General features: G+C 62.7%; 17 protein-coding genes. 5 read left to right on the forward strand and 12 right to left on the reverse strand.

All coding sequences use genetic code 11. The annotated features are described in order from the left end of the window. Positions 1 to 59 precede the first annotated feature (59 nt). Entirely contained in the window at positions 60 to 488 is a 429-nt protein-coding gene (locus tag AC244Q_RS12690) for a limonene-1,2-epoxide hydrolase family protein (RefSeq protein WP_128407463.1), read from the forward strand. A 73-nt stretch (positions 489 to 561) separates the two neighbouring features. Continuing rightward, positions 562 to 1440 (forward strand): NmrA family NAD(P)-binding protein, encoded by an 879-nt coding sequence (locus AC244Q_RS12695; protein WP_012758032.1) that lies wholly within the window; start codon positions 562 to 564, stop codon positions 1438 to 1440. Positions 1441 to 1537: 97 nt separating this feature from the next. Here AC244Q_RS12695 and AC244Q_RS12700 read toward each other — a convergent pair whose 3' ends face one another. The 6 genes from AC244Q_RS12700 to AC244Q_RS12725 all read right to left on the reverse strand — a co-directional run bounded on the left by AC244Q_RS12700 (position 1538) and on the right by AC244Q_RS12725 (position 8476). After that, the gene (locus tag AC244Q_RS12700; RefSeq protein WP_017994522.1) at positions 1538 to 2740 is read right to left on the reverse strand and encodes an ABC transporter permease; all 1203 of its coding nucleotides are present in this window, start codon (positions 2738 to 2740) and stop codon (positions 1538 to 1540) included. Between the two features lie 4 nt (positions 2741 to 2744). Beyond that, positions 2745 to 3884: an ABC transporter permease gene (locus tag AC244Q_RS12705; RefSeq protein ID WP_128407462.1), complete on the reverse strand. Its 1140-nt coding sequence runs from the start codon at positions 3882 to 3884 to the stop codon at positions 2745 to 2747. Next, a complete protein-coding gene (locus tag AC244Q_RS12710) occupies positions 3881 to 4585 on the reverse strand; it encodes an ABC transporter ATP-binding protein (protein WP_128407461.1) in 705 nt (234 codons plus the stop codon). The genes AC244Q_RS12705 and AC244Q_RS12710 overlap by 4 nt, the downstream gene beginning before the upstream one ends. After that, positions 4582 to 5895, reverse strand: a complete 1314-nt coding sequence (locus AC244Q_RS12715) for an efflux RND transporter periplasmic adaptor subunit (RefSeq protein WP_128407460.1) — start codon at positions 5893 to 5895, stop codon at positions 4582 to 4584. The genes AC244Q_RS12710 and AC244Q_RS12715 overlap by 4 nt, the downstream gene beginning before the upstream one ends. A gap of 278 nt (positions 5896 to 6173) precedes the next feature. Continuing rightward, complete coding sequence (locus AC244Q_RS12720) at positions 6174 to 7247, reverse strand: helix-turn-helix domain-containing protein (protein ID WP_128407459.1); 1074 nt, start codon at positions 7245 to 7247, stop codon at positions 6174 to 6176. 248 nt (positions 7248 to 7495) lie between these two features. After that, positions 7496 to 8476 carry an SDR family oxidoreductase gene (locus AC244Q_RS12725; protein WP_012758038.1) on the reverse strand — a complete coding sequence of 327 codons (981 nt, stop codon included), beginning with the start codon at positions 8474 to 8476 and terminating at the stop codon, positions 7496 to 7498. Positions 8477 to 8742: 266 nt separating this feature from the next. On the opposite strand from AC244Q_RS12725, the gene AC244Q_RS12730 reads away from it, so the two are divergent. Both AC244Q_RS12730 and AC244Q_RS12735 read left to right on the forward strand, forming a co-directional pair. Next, positions 8743 to 8919, forward strand: coding sequence for a hypothetical protein (locus tag AC244Q_RS12730; protein WP_012758039.1), 177 nt, complete (start codon positions 8743 to 8745; stop codon positions 8917 to 8919). An 8-nt stretch (positions 8920 to 8927) separates the two neighbouring features. Next, on the forward strand, positions 8928 to 9302 hold the full coding sequence (locus AC244Q_RS12735) for a VOC family protein (protein WP_128407458.1): 375 nt from the start codon (positions 8928 to 8930) through the stop codon (positions 9300 to 9302). A gap of 94 nt (positions 9303 to 9396) precedes the next feature. On the opposite strand, the gene AC244Q_RS12740 is transcribed toward AC244Q_RS12735, so the two are convergent. After that, positions 9397 to 9978: a dienelactone hydrolase family protein gene (locus tag AC244Q_RS12740; protein ID WP_128407457.1), complete on the reverse strand. Its 582-nt coding sequence runs from the start codon at positions 9976 to 9978 to the stop codon at positions 9397 to 9399. Between the two features lie 203 nt (positions 9979 to 10181). Continuing rightward, positions 10182 to 11702, reverse strand: coding sequence for an FAD-dependent monooxygenase (locus tag AC244Q_RS12745; protein ID WP_128407456.1), 1521 nt, complete (start codon positions 11700 to 11702; stop codon positions 10182 to 10184). Here AC244Q_RS12745 and AC244Q_RS12750 point away from each other — a divergent pair. Beyond that, positions 11701 to 11949 (forward strand): hypothetical protein, encoded by a 249-nt coding sequence (locus AC244Q_RS12750; protein WP_041935544.1) that lies wholly within the window; start codon positions 11701 to 11703, stop codon positions 11947 to 11949. The two genes, AC244Q_RS12745 and AC244Q_RS12750, sit on opposite strands and share 2 nt — an antisense overlap. Before the next feature lie 156 nt (positions 11950 to 12105). Here the strand turns inward: AC244Q_RS12750 and AC244Q_RS12755 are convergent, their stop codons facing one another. Genes AC244Q_RS12755 through ctaD form a run of 4 tightly spaced genes read right to left on the reverse strand, consistent with a single transcriptional unit; the run spans position 12106 to position 15704 of the window. Next, entirely contained in the window at positions 12106 to 12471 is a 366-nt protein-coding gene (locus AC244Q_RS12755) for a cytochrome C oxidase subunit IV family protein (protein WP_113548089.1), read from the reverse strand. A gap of 7 nt (positions 12472 to 12478) precedes the next feature. Further along, the gene (locus AC244Q_RS12760; RefSeq protein ID WP_017994533.1) at positions 12479 to 13198 is read right to left on the reverse strand and encodes a heme-copper oxidase subunit III family protein; all 720 of its coding nucleotides are present in this window, start codon (positions 13196 to 13198) and stop codon (positions 12479 to 12481) included. An 11-nt stretch (positions 13199 to 13209) separates the two neighbouring features. Next, complete coding sequence (locus tag AC244Q_RS12765; RefSeq protein ID WP_128407455.1) at positions 13210 to 13929, reverse strand: cytochrome c oxidase subunit 3; 720 nt, start codon at positions 13927 to 13929, stop codon at positions 13210 to 13212. Further along, complete coding sequence (ctaD, locus tag AC244Q_RS12770; RefSeq protein WP_113548087.1) at positions 13926 to 15704, reverse strand: cytochrome c oxidase subunit I; 1779 nt, start codon at positions 15702 to 15704, stop codon at positions 13926 to 13928. Before ctaD ends, AC244Q_RS12765 begins: the two co-directional genes overlap by 4 nt. Between the last annotated feature and the right edge of the window lie 42 nt (positions 15705 to 15746).

Consider the following 15746-nt stretch of genomic DNA (forward strand, 5'->3'; position numbering starts at 1 on the left):
CGGATTGCGAACGGCTCCCTACTCCTTGCCCGTCTTCAGCAGGGAAAGGAGTTCAGGGAATGTCATCAAGTCTTGCACACACCGAATCCGGGACATCGCAGCCCGTCCAGCTCGTCAAGGAATTCTTCGACGCGACCGTGGCGACGCCGGGCGGTTTCTGGAATTCGTTCGACGCATACTTCACCGAGGCGACCGTCTGGGAGAATGTCGGCGTCGCCACCACAGTCGGGCCTGTCGAAGCCCGGAATTTCGCGCGCGCGTTTCCGGTAAAATTCGACCATTTGCGGGTCGAGGATCTCGTCCTTTCCGGCGCCGGCGATCGGGTCTATGCCGAACGGCCCGATCATTTCTGCCGGCCGGACGGCTCGATCATTCTTACGGTCCGGGCGCTCGGGGTCTTGGAGATCGAGGGCAAAAAGATCGCACGCTGGCGCGATTACTTCGACACCGCCGGCTTTGCTGCAGCTTTAGGGGCGCAGCCTGATTAGGCCACGGCGCTCAAATCATGCCGAACGACCGTCGACCCCTTGGTCGTTTCTCACCATAACCAGGACATCAAATATGTTTGCAATTGTCGGAGCCGCCGGAAAGGTGGGCTATTCAACATCATTGGCACTGCGCAAGGCGGGCCTGCCGGTCAGAGCGATTCTGCGCGACGAGGCAAAGGCAGCGCCGCTCAGCGAAATCGGCTGCGAGATTGCGCTCGCCGACCTGCGGGATCCTGCAGCGCTCGCCAGGTCGATTGCCGGTGCGGATGCCGTCCAGGTCATCCTCCCACCCCCGCTACGGGCCGAGGACGCGGTCGGCGAAATGCGGCAATCGATCGAAGGCCTTGCCGAGGCGCTCGGGCAAGCGCGCCCGAAACGAGTGCTGGCAATTTCCGACTACGGCGCTCATATCGCCGAAGACGTCGGAATGCCCACTATGTTCCGGGTGTTCGAGGAGCGGCTTCGCCAACTCGATGCCCACAAGATCTTCCTGCGATCGGCCGAACATATGGAAGGATGGGGCCTCGTCATTCCGGTCGCCATTGCGTCAGCTACCCTGCCGAGCTTTCACGACCCGGTCGACATGAAGTTCCCAACGATTTCGGCGGCAGACCTCGGCTTGATTGCCGCGGGCTTGCTGCTGCAGCCCGCCACCGAGGAAAACCCGCAGGTTGTTCATGCCGAAGGACCGCGCCGGTACAGCGCCAATGATGTGGCGGCGGCGCTGAGCCAGCTGCTTGGCCGAACAGTTGAAGCACAGGCCGTGCCCCGCTCGCAATGGAAGGAGAGCTTTGAGCGCGCCTTGAGCCCGAGCGCCACCGAACTGCTGATCAACCTCTACGACGCTCACAACAAAGGCGGGCTGATCGACATCGAACCACAGACAGGCGAAGTTCGCCATGGCGCGACCGAACTGATCGACGCGCTCCGGCCGCTTCTTCCGCCGCAGTGACGTCGAAACCTGGCTCTTGCAGTCGAGCGGACTGCAAGAGCAATCCGCTGTTCGCAGTGATGATTTCACCCGCCAGGCAGGTTTAAGCAGCAAGCCTCTACCCTCTCGCCCGCAAAGCCGAGGTCAGCGACAGCCGTGTCGCCGCAAGTGCCGGCAACGCGCCGCCGATTATGCCGATGGCAAGTCCCAGCAGTCCGGCGGTGAGCGCGACGTCGGCGCTGACGTCGAGCTGGAAGGCCATCTTGGTATTGTCAGCGCCCATCGTACTGGCCTGCCAGCCGTTGAAGGCGAGCCATGAGGCGAGGATGCCGAGGGCGACGCCTGCGACTGAGAGAAGCACGGCCTCGACCCAGGTGGCAGTGAAGGCCGGCAGGCGGCCGAAGCCGAGCAGGCGCAGCGTGGCGATTTCGACCGTGCGGTCGGAGACCGAACTCATCATCGTGTTCAGCGCGCCAGCGGTGGCGCCGACCGCCATCAACAGCGCCAGCGGCCAGCCGAACAGGCGGATGAGGCTCGCGGTACGCTCAGATTGCGCGGCATAAAGATCGGCCTCGGAGACGGCGGTGAGCGGCGCACCGGGAAATACGGAGAGATGCTCCTGCAACACAGGCAACCCGCCTGCCCCCGCAAGCCGCACGCGCAGGCTCTGCACCTGCCCCTGCCGATCGAAGGCCGATTGCACCGCCTCCAGATCCGCCCAGATCTCGGATTCGAAGGCGCTGCCGCCTGACGTGAAATGCCCGACGACCGTCCAGTCGACCGCGCCGAGTCGCACCTTGTCGCCGACGGCGAAGCCGGAGAATTCATCGGCGATGCGGGCGCCGACGACGATATCGCGGGCGCCTGGTGAAAACAGCCTGCCCGCCGACAGCGTGGCGCGGTCGCGCAAGCCGGGGCCGGCCAGATCCATGCCCCGCAGCGACAGCGTCTGATCGGCGCCGTCGCTTGCCCTAGTGACATCGACGGCAACGACGATCTCGCGCGACAGCGCCAGGCCGCCCGCGGCATTCCGCGCCACGCCGATCCCGCCGGTTGCGGCGGTCAGGCTGCGGATCGCTTCGGCCGGCACATCCGAGCCGGTCTCCTGGTTGGTGCCGCCGCCGAGAATGACGGCGATGCCGGTCGAACCCGCGCCTTGAAGGGCTGCCTCAAAGCCCCTGGCCATGGCGAGAAAACCCGCAAGCACCGCCACCACGAGCGCCACCGAGAGTACCATCGACAGCGAGATCCACAGCCGCCGCGGCAGGCTGCCGAGATTGACTCTGATCATGAGAAAGATCTGCTTGAGCGTTGATGACATTCGACTATCTCGTTCTGAAAGCGTTGCCGATGGGCAGGCGCATGGCATTGGCGGCAGGCAGCAATCCAGTCAGGAGGCCGAGACCGGCGATGATGGCGACGGATTTCAGCAGCACGGACGAGGTGAAGGCGAGGCCGAATTCCGGCCCGGCAAACAGCGTCGCGAGCTTGGCGAGAACGAGCCCACCCGCCCCGCCGACGGCGAAGACGAACAGTGTCTCGCCGAGGATCAACGCAATGATCCGCCCCCTGGAAAAGCCGAGCACCTTCATGACGCCGATCTCGAAGCTGCGCTCCCTCACGGCAAAGAGCATGGTGTTGACCACGATCATCAGGATCGTCACGAAGGCGGCGCCGACGACGAGGCTGACGATCAGGCCGATATCGGCGAACTGCCGCAAGAAAGCCTCGAGGAACTGCTTTTCTGATTGAGTGCGCGTCGGTGCCGCCGAATTGGCAAACAGCGCGTCGATTCTTGCCGCCAGCACGGCGGATGAAACGCCCGATCGCGGTCGCACCACGAAGCCATCGACTGTATCCTTGCCGCGGGCGCGCGCCGCATTGACGGCATCATAGCGGGCGATCATGAAATAGGTGTCGGTGCTGGCGTCGGCCCCCTCGAAGATGCCGGAGATCTCAAAACTCCAGTTGCGGCTGCCGTCTTCCCTTGTCAGGTGGCTGGTGACGCCGATGCGCTGGCCGACCGACCAGCCCTGCGCCTCCGCCAGCGCCCGGCCGACCAGCACCCGGTCACGGCCCTCTTCCAGCGCTGATATCAGCTGCGGCGTCAGCCTGAGCTCGTCGCCATTGGCCGCGGCGATCAATCGTGGATCGACCGCGCTCGTCATCACGACATTCTTCTCGACATCGACGAAGCCCCGCATGCGCGTCATGTAGGCGACGGCGGCGACATCGCTATCGGCGGCGATCCTGTTGAGATAGCCAAGCGGCAGCGGCTGCGCCCGCCCCGATCTGTTGAAGACGCCGAGCAGCGTATCGCTCGCCCCGGCCGCCCCTTGCGAGCCGCTGAGAAAGCTCGCCGTCAGCCCATAGATCAGGAAGGCGACGCCGACCGAGAACATCAGAAGCGTGGCCCTGAGCGGCTTGCGCCAAGCATTGCGGCGCATCAGCTGGAAGAAGGTCATTGGGCCAACCTTTCCTGCTCAACGAATTCGCCCTTATTGAGATGCAGCGTGCGCCGGGCAAAGGAAGCCGCCTCGGGATCATGCGTCACCATAATGATGGTCTTCCGCAGTTCTCGATTAAGAAAGCCGAGCATCTCCAGGATATCATTCGCCGATTTCCGATCCAGATCCCCGGTCGGCTCGTCGCAGAGAAGCAGATCAGGATCGCTGACGATGGCGCGGGCGATGCCGACACGCTGCTGCTGCCCGCCGGACATGCTGGATGGAAACTGCCGCTGCCGCCCGGAGAGCCCGACCAGATCCATCACGGTTTCGACGCGCGCCCGCCGCTTCTTGCGCTTGAGCGGTTTCAACAGCAGCGGCAGCTCGATATTCTCGCCCGCATTCAGCATCGGCAGCAGATTGTAGAACTGGAAGACGATGCCCATGCTGTGTGCCCGCCATGCGGCTCTGGCGCCCTCGCCCATCTGCTCGAGATGGCTGCGGCCGATCCTGATCTCCCCTCCGTCGGGGCTGTCGATGCCGCCGAGCATATTGAGCAGTGTCGATTTCCCCGAGCCCGACGGCCCCATGACGGCGACGAAATCGCCGCGTGCTATGGAAAGGTCGAGCCCGGAAAAGATCGGGATCGTCTCCGCGCCGATCCTGAATGCCTTCCTGACGCCGCGAAGCGCGATATAAGGTTCTTGAGTGTCGGTCATCGCTCTGCTCCTTGCTTCTGGTCTCTGGTATCCCCGGCCTGCGGCCGAAAGGTCGTAGGTCCGCCCGTGTGTGCGCCGGTGCCCGGGGGATTAGAGGCTGTGGGAACAGAGGTTGCGGCCTCACCCACCACAAGGCGGATGCGCGCGGCCATGGCGGGGCGCATGTCTGGCGGCGGCGAGGAGAGCGACAGGCGAAGCGTCACCGTCCCCTTCTCGCGCGAAATCACCGGAGCGATCTTCGATACTTCCACCGCAAAGGGCAGGTCGGGAAAGCCGTCGAGCGCAGCCTCACCACGCAAGCCTGGCCGCATCAACGCGATATTCGCCTCTGCCACATCGGCATCGATGACCATGTTTGCCATGTCGGCAATCGCAAGCAGGCTTTCATTCTCCCGCACGCTGTCCTCGCGCGACAGCACGGTGTCGCCGACATGCGCGGTAAGCCGCGTAACTGTGCCTGATATCGGCGCCCGGACGGTCAGCGCCTCCACCTGCTCGCGCGCCCTGTCGATATCGAGATCGGCCTTGGCCACGTCCTGCCGTGCCTGCAGGGCGGCATTCTCGGCAGTGTCGAACGCCGTCTTCGCCTCCTCCAGCGTCTGCGCCGACATCGCATCGCGCCCGGCCAGCCGCTCGATCCGCGTGAGCGAAGACCGCGCCTGCGAGAGATCAATACTCTTCGCCGCCAGCGCTAGCTCCGCCGACCGCCTGGCAATCTCGGCGCCCTCAAGCGCAAAGCGCGCACCTGCATCATCGAGCCGCACCAGAGCCTGCCCCACCGCCACCCGGTCGCCGGCCTCGACTTCAACAGTGACGATCCGCCCCTCATATTTGGAGAAGACGGTGGCGATGTCGGATGCCACGACGTAGCCGGAGCCGGTGACTTCCCGGGGCGGCCATGCCCTGTCCGCTGGGTTATTGGAGGGCAGAGCCCGGATCGGATCGGCGGCGGGCACGTCTGTTCCATCGACGGATATTGCGGCCTCGTCCTTGCCTATGAAACCCGCAAGCACAGTCTCGATGCGCTCCAGCGTATCGGGCCGATAGAAAAGAACCACCGCCAGCGATGCCGTCGTGGCAAGGGCCAGCATTGCTCCAGGGATCACCCACCGTCGGGCACGAGGCTCCGGCGGCTCTGTCTTGAAAGCCGCGAGCCTGATCGAAAGTGATCTCAGCTTGGCGGCAAGGTCTCGGTCATGTTCTGATGTCGTGTTCATGCCGCCACAATGACCAACAGCGGCAAAACCGCGACCTCGAACACGTTTCTGACAGTCCTCGATCGCGATTGTGTACGTGGCGCGGCAAGGCACACCGGTCAGCCCTCGTGGTGAAGAAGCCCGAAGGGCCGTCTCGAACCACGAGGGCGGGTGGCGCATTGTTAGAGCGACGCGGTGGCCAGCCCATCCTTCGAGGCCCCTGCGGGGGCACCTCAGGATGAGCCTGGAGGCCTCCTCTCACGATCTGAGATACACCAATCACTCAGCGCGGAAAGACACCTGCGATTAGCCCTCATGGTGAGGAGGCCCGGGGGGCCGTCTCGAACCACGAGGGCGGGTGATTGCGGAGGTGGGAGCTGAGAGGACGCACCTCAGGACGAGGCCGGAGAGCCCCCCGCCCCGCCCTTCCTCTCCCGCCAGGCAAGCGGCGTCATGTCGGTCACGCGGCGGAATTCGCGGTTGAAGTTGGACTTGGTCTGGAAGCCGACCTCGAACATCACCTCGGTCACCGATTTCTGGGTAGCGGCAAGCAGCCGGCAGGCCTCGCCGATCCTGTAGTCATTGACATATTGCGAGACGTTCTTGTCCATCGCCCGGTTGATCGCCGTCGAGATCTGGCGGGCGGGAATGCCGGCCTTGCGGGCCAGCCGGTCGAGATTGAGATTGGCGTCGCGATAGATTTTCCTTGCCTCCATCAGCGCATCGACGGTGGCGATCGTCTCTTTGTCCTCGGTCGTTTCGAACTTCAGCACCGCCTCCATCGTCTCGGCCGGCGCCCGGCTTCGGCTGGCGGCGGCTGCCGCAATGCCGAGGATGACGAGAACCGCGAGATTGCTGACGCTGATCAGCGTCAGCGCATGCTCGCCATGCGCCCATGTGAAATCGAAAAAGACGAAGATATCGACCGAGGCCGACAGGCATAGCGCCGCCGCCGCGAAGATGATGGCCCGATAGGCCGGCACCGCTCCCTCGAAGGGCGCAAGCCGAAGCGCATCCGCGCCCGGCCGCATCAGAAGCAGGATCGCCAGGGCATAACCGACGAAGACAAGCACCAGCGCGATATCAATCACATCCCGCCAGACCACCATCAATAAGAGGATGACGGCCGTGGGCACGGCATGCAGCGCAATCCGCGCCGCCAGCGGCCGCCGGCTCGTCCTTACCAGCCTGGAAACCCCGGCATAGGCAAGCGGCGGCACCATCGCCGCGGTGACCGGCGCGATCACGCCTACCGCCTGCACTCCGTAGCCCCAGCGCAGGCCGGAGAGGACGGATTGCAGCACGGCAAGCAGGATCAATGCCAGAAACGGCAGGTTGGGCTGCGCCTCCTCGTCGCGCCTGAGGACGGTGACGAAGAGGATGAGCAGCAGAAGGGCAACGACGAAAGGAAGCGGAATGAACAGCATGGCCTGATAGGATCGGAGTGGCGAATGGATGGCCATCATTGCCGAGATCCTCACCCGGCGCGACCTCCATCATGTTTTAGGACGCGTTAGGCTGGGATTTTTTGTGAGCGATATGCCGGGCCATCCCTCGTCCGACGGTCCGGGGCCGCCCTGCAGATTCTGCGTCGAGGACAAGTGGCGGCGATCATTGTGGCGAACCGTGCGCCGGTTGGCATTCCGCAGTGGCGCGCGCCGACAGGCGAGCGCGGATCATAAAATACCATGCACGCGCTCTTCGAGGGGCCCGCCTACCCGAGATCGCTTTGTGCTGCGCAGATCCGATCGACCAAAGCATCGAGATCGCCCTTTGGCGGACGGTTCTTGGCCAGGCGCTGCTTGAGATGCATGATCGGCTCCGCCAGAATTTCATCAAGGCTCTCGGCGCAGGTGAAGTCGCCCGCAACGCTTTTGACCTTTGAATTGTCAAAGATCGCCGACCATGCCTTGTCGCCGCGCAGCGGGCCAACCCACTCCGGATTGTACCGGACCAGCGTGTCCGTCGGCACGTGCACGATCCTGGCCTCGACATCAAGCAATCTGGCGATCGTCGTTTGAATATCGTTCCAGATATGGGCGCGGTCGGAGGTGATGTGGAAGATCTCGTTCAACGCCGCCGGCTTGCCGAAAAGCCCGACAAAGGGCACCGCGAAATCAACCGAGCGGGTCAGTGTCCAGGGCGTGTGGCCATCGCCCGCCACGATGGTGGGCTCGCCATCCAGCATGCGTCTCGCCATGACATCGCTGTCGCCCATCATGATGGGCAGGCCCGTGCGAACGGTGTGACTGGGACGAACGATGGTCCAGGCGAGATTCTCGGAATTCTTGAGCAGCGTCTCGCAGGCAATCTTGTCCTGGCTATAGCGCCAGTAGGGGTTGATCGCCGGTGTCTGCTCGGTAATCACATAATGGCGCGGCGGCTTTTCATAGACCGAAGCCGAAGAGATGAAGATGTACTGGCCGCAGTGCCCGGCAAACACATTGATGTCACGCGCGACTTGATCGGGCGTAAAGGCAATGAACTGGCACACGACGTCATAATTGGCCTTGGCCAAGTCCGCATAGGTGGGCGCCGCGAGATCGCCGACGATCGAGGTAACCCCCGCAGGCAATGGGTCGCCTCTCAAGCTGCGGTTATAGACGCTGACATCGTGGCCCTGAACCACGGCGCGTTCGACGCACGGATAGGAAATCTGGCCGGTACCGCCAACGAAAAGGATTTTCAAAGCCATGGGAAGGACCTAGGTGTCGGATGTGGCGGGATATGCGGTCAGTCTTCATAGCGCGAAAGAAATCGGTCGTCTCCTGCAAAACACGTGCACCGGCTCACGTCGTTTGGGTCGACCTGTCCCGTAAACCAACGCGGTGGCATTCCGCATAAGCCGGATCGGACGACGTGAGGTTCGGCCGCAACCAGCCATTGCCGATACCGCAAAGATCTCTATCTCAAGCCAATAATGCCCCTTCTGTTTGAGATCAGCACAAGACGGAGGCTTTCTTGAAGGATTATCTGCCCTATGCAGCCGGGGTGCTGGCAGGATTATTGGTCGCCTTCCTCATGTCTGGCCTGTTGGAGCTGACGGAGACACCGCAGCTCGTGCTTTTCGCATTGCTGCCGGCCGTCGGTGGCGCTCTCGTCGAACGCGTTTGCTGTCGCCGGCCCAACAATTCTTGAAGGGTTCCATGGCAAGGCTGAAAGAAATCGTCATCAATTGCGACATCCCCTCGCGTGTCGCCCGGTTCTGGGCGGAAGCGCTCGATGGTTACGACGTGATGCCATATGACGACGAAGAACTGGCCCGCCTTGCCGCGGTCGGATTGACACCCGAGACTGACCCGACCGTGATGGTCGAAGGTCCCGGAACCCGCCTTTGCTTCCACCTTCGCCAGGGGGAGCGTCCGGCCCGCAACCGGCTTCATCTCGATATTGCCACCCCCGATCGGACCAGGGAGGTAGAACGGCTTCTATCCCTGGGAGCGAGCTTCGTCCGCGAAGCGGATGGCTACACGGTCTTGAATGATCCCGAAGGCAACAATTTCTGCGTGGCGTCCCAATAGTCCGATCCGGGCCGAAAGGCGCGCTACAGGATGAACGGCACCCATCTCCGGACTGCTAACCAGAACCAACCGGATCTCCCGCGGAATGTCTGGATCAGACGCGATTCAGGAACTCGATCACGCGGAGGGTGAGCAGCGCGGTCGCATCCGCATCATAGGAGGGCAGTGAGCTGTCGGCGAAGTAATGCTGATCGCCTGGGTACAGGAAAAGCTCCGCGTCCTCGACCTTCTCCACGATCTCGCGGGCGGCATCGATATCGCCCTCGCCGACGAAGATCGGGTCGTTGTCCATGCCGTGGATCTGCACCGCGACGCCGGCCGGCCAGGGTCCGAAGGCCCATTCGCCGCTGATCGGCAGGCAGGAATAGAAGAGCAGAGCCCCGCGGGCGCCGGGACGCGTCTGCGCCAGCTTCTGCGCCGGCAGCACACCGAACGAGAACCCGGCATAGACGAGCCCGGCAGGCAAGTCGTCGGCGAGGCGCACGCCGCGCTCCCGCACGGCGTCGAATCCGATCTCGCCGATATAGGCGATCCCCGCTTCGATGCTTGGGAATGTGCGCCCGTCAAACAGATCGGGCGTGTGCACGATGTGACCGGCTGCCCTGATATCGTCGGCAAACGCACGCACACCCGGGGTCAGCCCCTGTGCGTGATGGAACAACAGGATCTCAGCCATAAGGAGCCTCCGGGCGGGACGGTCGGGCGCATCGCCACTCTACAGCGTCGCCGCCTCGCCGGAAAGAGTGCGGACACGTTGCCGAAACAACATCTGAAAACCCGCCGGAAACCGATAGGCGGGAAACCTCCTGACGCTCTACCGGACTGATAAGGTTGAAGAACCTTTCCGAGAGCTGTACATCGATTGCTCCATTCATAGTTTCAGGCTTTGCCGAACCACCGTGATGCGGCCTGCGCGGCTTCCTCATTGTCAGGCACAGCCTCACCAGCCCACGCCACGAAGCCGTCGGGGCGCACGAGCAGCGCGCTCAACCCCAGCCGATCCCTGGCGTCACTGGCGACATAGGTGATCACATTCCAGCGGCTTGCCAGCGCTTGCAGCGGTGCACCGGCGTCAAAGTCCAAAAGCAGGCCTTTGCCCTGCCTGAAGTGATCACCGAGCTTCGTGCCGTCGGCCAGCTCGAAATCAGGAGCGCTGCGGCCGACCAGCGGGTGACTGCCGCCAAGATCGTAGCAGAGAGAAACACCCCAGACGCGCTCGGCAAAGTATGTCGCGCCGTCACGCGTGTCGATCAGGTCGCGGATGATGGCTTCGAGCGCGCGCGAACTCCGGCTCGGCCGCATCAGTGCGACCTGGGCGCGCGACCAGTCGAGAATCTGCGCTCCCACTGGATGCCGTTCGCAGAAATAGCTGTCGAGCAGGCCCTCCGGCGCATCGCCGCGGATCGTCGCTGCAAGCTTCCATCCAAGATTCATCGCGTCGCCGAGCCCGAGGTTCAGGCCCTGGCCGCCCAACGGGGAATGGATGTGCGCAGCGTCACCCGCAAGCAGCACCCTGCCCTTGCGGTAAGCCGTCGCCTGGTAGGCGCGATCCGTCCAGGTGGTGGCAAGCTCAAGGCCTGTCACCGTGACATCGGCGCCGGAAATATGCCGCAACACCGATTGCACATGCTCGGGCGTGATCGGTTGCGTTCGGTGAAACGCGCCCCCATCGAAATCGACCATCGCGATGGTGCCGGGCTTTTGGTAGGTATACATGCCTGTCAGCGTGTAATGGCGGCCTGGGACGAGCTTCTCCGGATCGGCCATCTCGACTTGAACGGAATAGCCGGTGAACTCGGGATCGGTGCCAACGAATTCAAACCCGCCTGCCCTGCGCACGGTGCTGCGCCCGCCGTCACAACCGATGAGCCATCGTCCGAGAAAGATCTCGCCACCCGCGCGAACGGTCACGCCTCCGCCCGACTGATCGAAGCCATCGACACCGAGCCCGCGCCGGATCTCGACACCCATCGCGCTTGCGCGGGCGGCCAGGACGAATTCGAGATGCTCCATCTCAACCGCCATGCTGGTGCCGGCCGGACCTGGTAGGCGATAGGGCCACGTCGAGGTGTCGATGGTGTCGTGAAAGAACTGAATGCCGGCGAAATGGCCGCCCGGGCGACGCGGCTGCTGCATCCAATGCGCTGAAGTCCATTGATCTTTTTCGCGTTGCGGAGCCATGATGTCATCCAGCAGCCCGCGACGATAGAAGGCTTCGATGGTCGGCGCGGAAAGGCCGCGCATGCCGAACGGCAGCCGCTTCAACGGCGAATGCGGGTCTTCGGCCTGCTCCAGCACCAACACCGAGAGGCCGGCCAGCCGCAGCTCGCAGGCCAGAAACAGACCGACCGGGCCTGCACCTGAAATCACAACATCATGAATCACAAGAAAATCGGGCATGAACTACTCCTTTATGGTCGTTCGACCGGAGCAGTTCGTCGTTTCGAGAACCACGCGGACGAACAATGAGACGCTTGAACAGCGTCCGTTGTTCGTCGTGGAGAACTCATGCACGAGGCAAGGAACAGAGCTTTCGTTTCCGAAAGGACTTGGGCCAACCACACCAAGTCATGCCTTTTCCGACATCGGCAACATAGCCGCCGGGCGATCGATCGGCAACAGAAGATATGCTCTTCTGAAGGTCTGACCTGACGGAGAAGCCCTTACGGCGGGGGAATGCCGCTTATGCCAGGTCTGACGTGAGGGAGATGCGCTGATCTGCCAGTCGGCCGATTTCATCACAGCAGCCCGGCAGAGCAGACGCTCTCCCGATTTGCCGTGTGAGACATCGGCGAACGCTGGCCTACGGCGCCGCACCAAAGAATGCCAGCCGCGTGAAGATCGTGTAGTCCGCTTCCGATACCATCAGCGCCACGAAAACCAGCACCAGCAGCGGCGGCAGCAGGATGGCGTAGACGAGCGCCAGCCGTTCCCAGGCCATATGCATGAAGACCGCGACGATCAGCCCGGCCTTCAGCATCATGAACACGAGGATCAGCGTCCACCTCAAGTAGCTCTGGACGCCGAGATAATCGACCATGTAGGACGCCGCGCTGAGCACGAAGAGCAGGCCCCAGACGAGAAAATAGAGCCGGAGCGGATGTTGCTGTCCGGTGTGTGCCTGTACATGCGCCGTTTGCACTTGTGCATGCGCCGTTGTCTCGCTCATGACGACCTCACCACAGATAGAAAAACGCGAAGATGAAGACCCAGACCAGGTCGACGAAGTGCCAGTAGAGGCCCATGATTTCGACGGCCTCGTAGCGGCCTTTCCGGCTGGTGAAAAAGCCGCGCCGTTCCACGTCGAAATCGCCCCGCCAGACCTTGCGGGCGACGATGAGAAGGAAGATGACGCCGATCGTCACGTGGGTGCCGTGAAAGCCGGTGATCATGAAGAAGGTCGATCCGAACTGTGCCGCCCCCCACGGGTTTTCCCAGGGGCGAACGCCTTCGGTGATCAGCTTCGTCCATTCGAACGCCTGCATGCCGACGAAGCATGCTCCGAGAAGCGCCGTCAGCAGCATCAGGATCGCCGTCGTGCGGCGGTCTCGGCGATAGCCGAAATTGACTGCCATCGCCATGGTGCCGCTGCTCGAGATCAGCACGAAGGTCATGATCGCGATCAGGATCAGCGGCACGTCCTGGCCGCCGATATGGAGCGCGAAGACCTCGCTCGGATTGGGCCACGGAACGGGCGTCGACATGCGGGCGGTCATATAGGCGATCAGGAAACAACCGAAGACGAAGGTGTCGCTGAGTAGAAAGATCCACATCATCGCCTTGCCCCAAGAGGCGGTCTTGAAGGCGCGCTGATCCGAGCTGAAATCGGACGCGACACCGCGCAGGCCTGCCGGTCTGAGGTCTGCCCCGCTGTGTGTCTCGATAGTCTGTGCCATCTGCAAACCCCTTAGTTCAGTAGTGTGCGGCAGAGATCGACGAAATCATTCGCCCAGCCGGCAAAGAGCGCGAACAGCAGCAGCCAGACGGCGAGCATGAAATGCGAATAGATGGCGGAAAGATCGATGCTGAGGCGCAGCCTCTCCGGCGCAACGTCGGTTGAAAATGCCCTGACCGTCGTGTGCGCGAGCACGGCAAGCCCGCCGAGAATATGCAGGCCGTGCAGGCCGGTCAGCATATAGAAGAAGCTGTTGGAAGGGTTATCGGCCAGCACGTAGCCTGCTGACACCAGCTCCCGCCACGCCTGGACCTGTCCGACGAGAAAAGAGACGGCAAGGACAAACGCGGCGGCAAGCGCTGGCCGCAGGTTTTCCATGCGGCCCTGCCCCGCTTCTCGATTGGCCCATTGCAGCGCCGCGCTGCTCAAGGCGAGTGCTGCAGTGTTCACCCACAGCAGCCGGGGAACCGGCATTGCCCACCAGTCGGCGGACGCCATGCGCATGAAATAGGCGCTGACGGCAAGACTGAAGACGGCGCCGACGACACCGAGAAACACGAAGAGGCCGATTTTCACCGCCGGCGCGGGCGGCTGTTGCCGGTCGACGCAGTCATGAGCCGGCAGCTGTACTGACCCGGTTTCCAGCCAGGGCTTCGACGTCAGCCGCTGCCCCGCCAGCCACCAGATGATGATGGCGCCGATGGCGGCAAGGAAGCCCAGGATGACGTTCATGCGTGGACCTCCCGGGTGACACCGCCGCCTGACGGCACATTCTGCGGAATGAAATCCTCGGCCGCCCCCGGCACGCTGTAATCATAGGCCCAGCGATAGACGACAGGCAGATCCTTGCCCCAGTTGCCGTGGGCAGGCGGCGTCTGCGGCGTCTGCCATTCAAGCGTCGTTGCCCGCCATGGATTGCCGCCGGACTCCCTGCCCCGGAAAAGACTCCAGACCAGATTGAACAGGAACACCATCTGCCCGGCCCCCACAACAAGCGCCATCACGGTAATGAAAATGTTCAGCGTATGGGCCGAAGGCGGAACGAAGGCCGTTTCTCCCATCTCGAAATAGCGGCGCGGCACGCCGAGCAGGCCGAGATAATGCATCGGAAAGAAGATCGCATAGGTGCCGAGGAAGGTGATCCAGAAGTGGATATGGCCGAGCACGTCGTCGAGCATGCGTCCCGTCACCTTCGGATACCAGTGATAGATCGCTCCGAAGATGACGAGGATCGGCGCCACACCCATGACCATGTGGAAATGCGCGACGACGAACATCGTATCCGAAAGCGGCACGTCGACGACGACATTGCCGAGGAAGAGGCCGGTCAGGCCGCCATTGACGAAGGTGACGATAAAGGCGAGCGCAAAGAGCATCGGCAGCGTCAGGTGGATATCGCCGCGCCACAGCGTCAACACCCAGTTATAGACCTTGATCGCCGTGGGCACAGCGATGATCAGCGTCGTGGTGGCGAAGAAGAAGCCAAAGGCCGGGTTCATGCCGCTGACATACATGTGGTGCGCCCAGACGACGAAGCTGAGCGCGCCGATGATGACGATCGCCCAGACCATCATCCGGTAGCCGAAGATGTTCTTGCGCGCATGCGTGCTGATCAGATCCGAAACGATGCCGAAGGCAGGCAGTGCTACGATATAGACCTCGGGATGCCCGAAAAACCAGAACAGGTGCTGGAACAGGATCGGGCTACCGCCGCCGTGCTGGAGTTGCGTGCCCATTTCGACGATGGCGGGCATGAAGAAGCTGGTGCCGAGCACGCGGTCGAACATCATCATGACGCAGGCGACGAAGAGCGCGGGAAAGGCGAGCAGCGCCATCACGGTCGCGGTGAAGATGCCCCAGACGGTAAGCGGCATCCGCATTAGCGTCATGCCGCGCGCGCGTCCCTGCAGCACCGTCACCACATAGTTCAGCCCGCCCATGGTGAAGCCGATGATGAAGACGATCAGCGACGAAAGCATCAGCAGGATGCCCCAGTCCTTGCCGCCTGGTGTGCCTGACAGAACCGATTGCGGCGGATAAAGCGTCCAGCCCGCCCCCGTCGGGCCGCCGGGGGCGAAGAAGCCCGCAGCGAGGATCAGCACCGCGAGCAGATAGATCCAGTAGCTCAGCATGTTGGCGTAGGGAAACACCATATCGCGCGCGCCGACCATCAGCGGAATGAGGTAATTGCCGAAGCCGCCGAGGAAGAGCGCGGTCAGCAGATAGATCACCATGATCATGCCGTGCATGGTGATGAACTGGTAATAGTGATCGGCATCGATGAAGGCGAAATAGCCGGGAAAGGCGAGCTGAATCCGCATCAGCCAGGAGAGCACCAGCGCCACCAGGCCGATTGCGATCGCCGTCAGCGAATATTGCACGGCGATGATCTTGGCATCCTGGCTGAACACATATTTGGTCCACCAGCTGTGTGGATGATAAAGCTCGACATCCTCGACTTCGGCAGAGGGGATGGCGCCTGCGCTGTCGGATGGAATCTCGACCATGATCTCTCTTCCCTTCCCGCCGGTCCTTGAACCGGCACGCGG

This window comes from Rhizobium sp. CB2179, from assembly GCF_057653455.1.

Coding starts and splice junctions, on each gene's coding strand:
- AC244Q_RS12695 (WP_012758032.1), top strand. CDS start 562: ATGTTTGCAATTGTCGGAGCCGCCGGAAAGGTGGGCTATTCAACATCA.
- AC244Q_RS12690 (WP_128407463.1), top strand. CDS start 60: ATGTCATCAAGTCTTGCACACACCGAATCCGGGACATCGCAGCCCGTC.
- ctaD (WP_113548087.1), bottom strand. CDS start 15,704: ATGGTCGAGATTCCATCCGACAGCGCAGGCGCCATCCCCTCTGCCGAA.
- AC244Q_RS12720 (WP_128407459.1), bottom strand. CDS start 7,247: ATGATGGCCATCCATTCGCCACTCCGATCCTATCAGGCCATGCTGTTC.
- AC244Q_RS12760 (WP_017994533.1), bottom strand. CDS start 13,198: ATGGCACAGACTATCGAGACACACAGCGGGGCAGACCTCAGACCGGCA.
- AC244Q_RS12745 (WP_128407456.1), bottom strand. CDS start 11,702: ATGCCCGATTTTCTTGTGATTCATGATGTTGTGATTTCAGGTGCAGGC.
- AC244Q_RS12740 (WP_128407457.1), bottom strand. CDS start 9,978: ATGGCTGAGATCCTGTTGTTCCATCACGCACAGGGGCTGACCCCGGGT.
- AC244Q_RS12735 (WP_128407458.1), top strand. CDS start 8,928: ATGGCAAGGCTGAAAGAAATCGTCATCAATTGCGACATCCCCTCGCGT.
- AC244Q_RS12765 (WP_128407455.1), bottom strand. CDS start 13,929: ATGAACGTCATCCTGGGCTTCCTTGCCGCCATCGGCGCCATCATCATC.
- AC244Q_RS12700 (WP_017994522.1), bottom strand. CDS start 2,740: ATGTCATCAACGCTCAAGCAGATCTTTCTCATGATCAGAGTCAATCTC.
- AC244Q_RS12725 (WP_012758038.1), bottom strand. CDS start 8,476: ATGGCTTTGAAAATCCTTTTCGTTGGCGGTACCGGCCAGATTTCCTAT.
- AC244Q_RS12755 (WP_113548089.1), bottom strand. CDS start 12,471: ATGAGCGAGACAACGGCGCATGCACAAGTGCAAACGGCGCATGTACAG.
- AC244Q_RS12750 (WP_041935544.1), top strand. CDS start 11,701: ATGAACTACTCCTTTATGGTCGTTCGACCGGAGCAGTTCGTCGTTTCG.
- AC244Q_RS12710 (WP_128407461.1), bottom strand. CDS start 4,585: ATGACCGACACTCAAGAACCTTATATCGCGCTTCGCGGCGTCAGGAAG.
- AC244Q_RS12705 (WP_128407462.1), bottom strand. CDS start 3,884: ATGACCTTCTTCCAGCTGATGCGCCGCAATGCTTGGCGCAAGCCGCTC.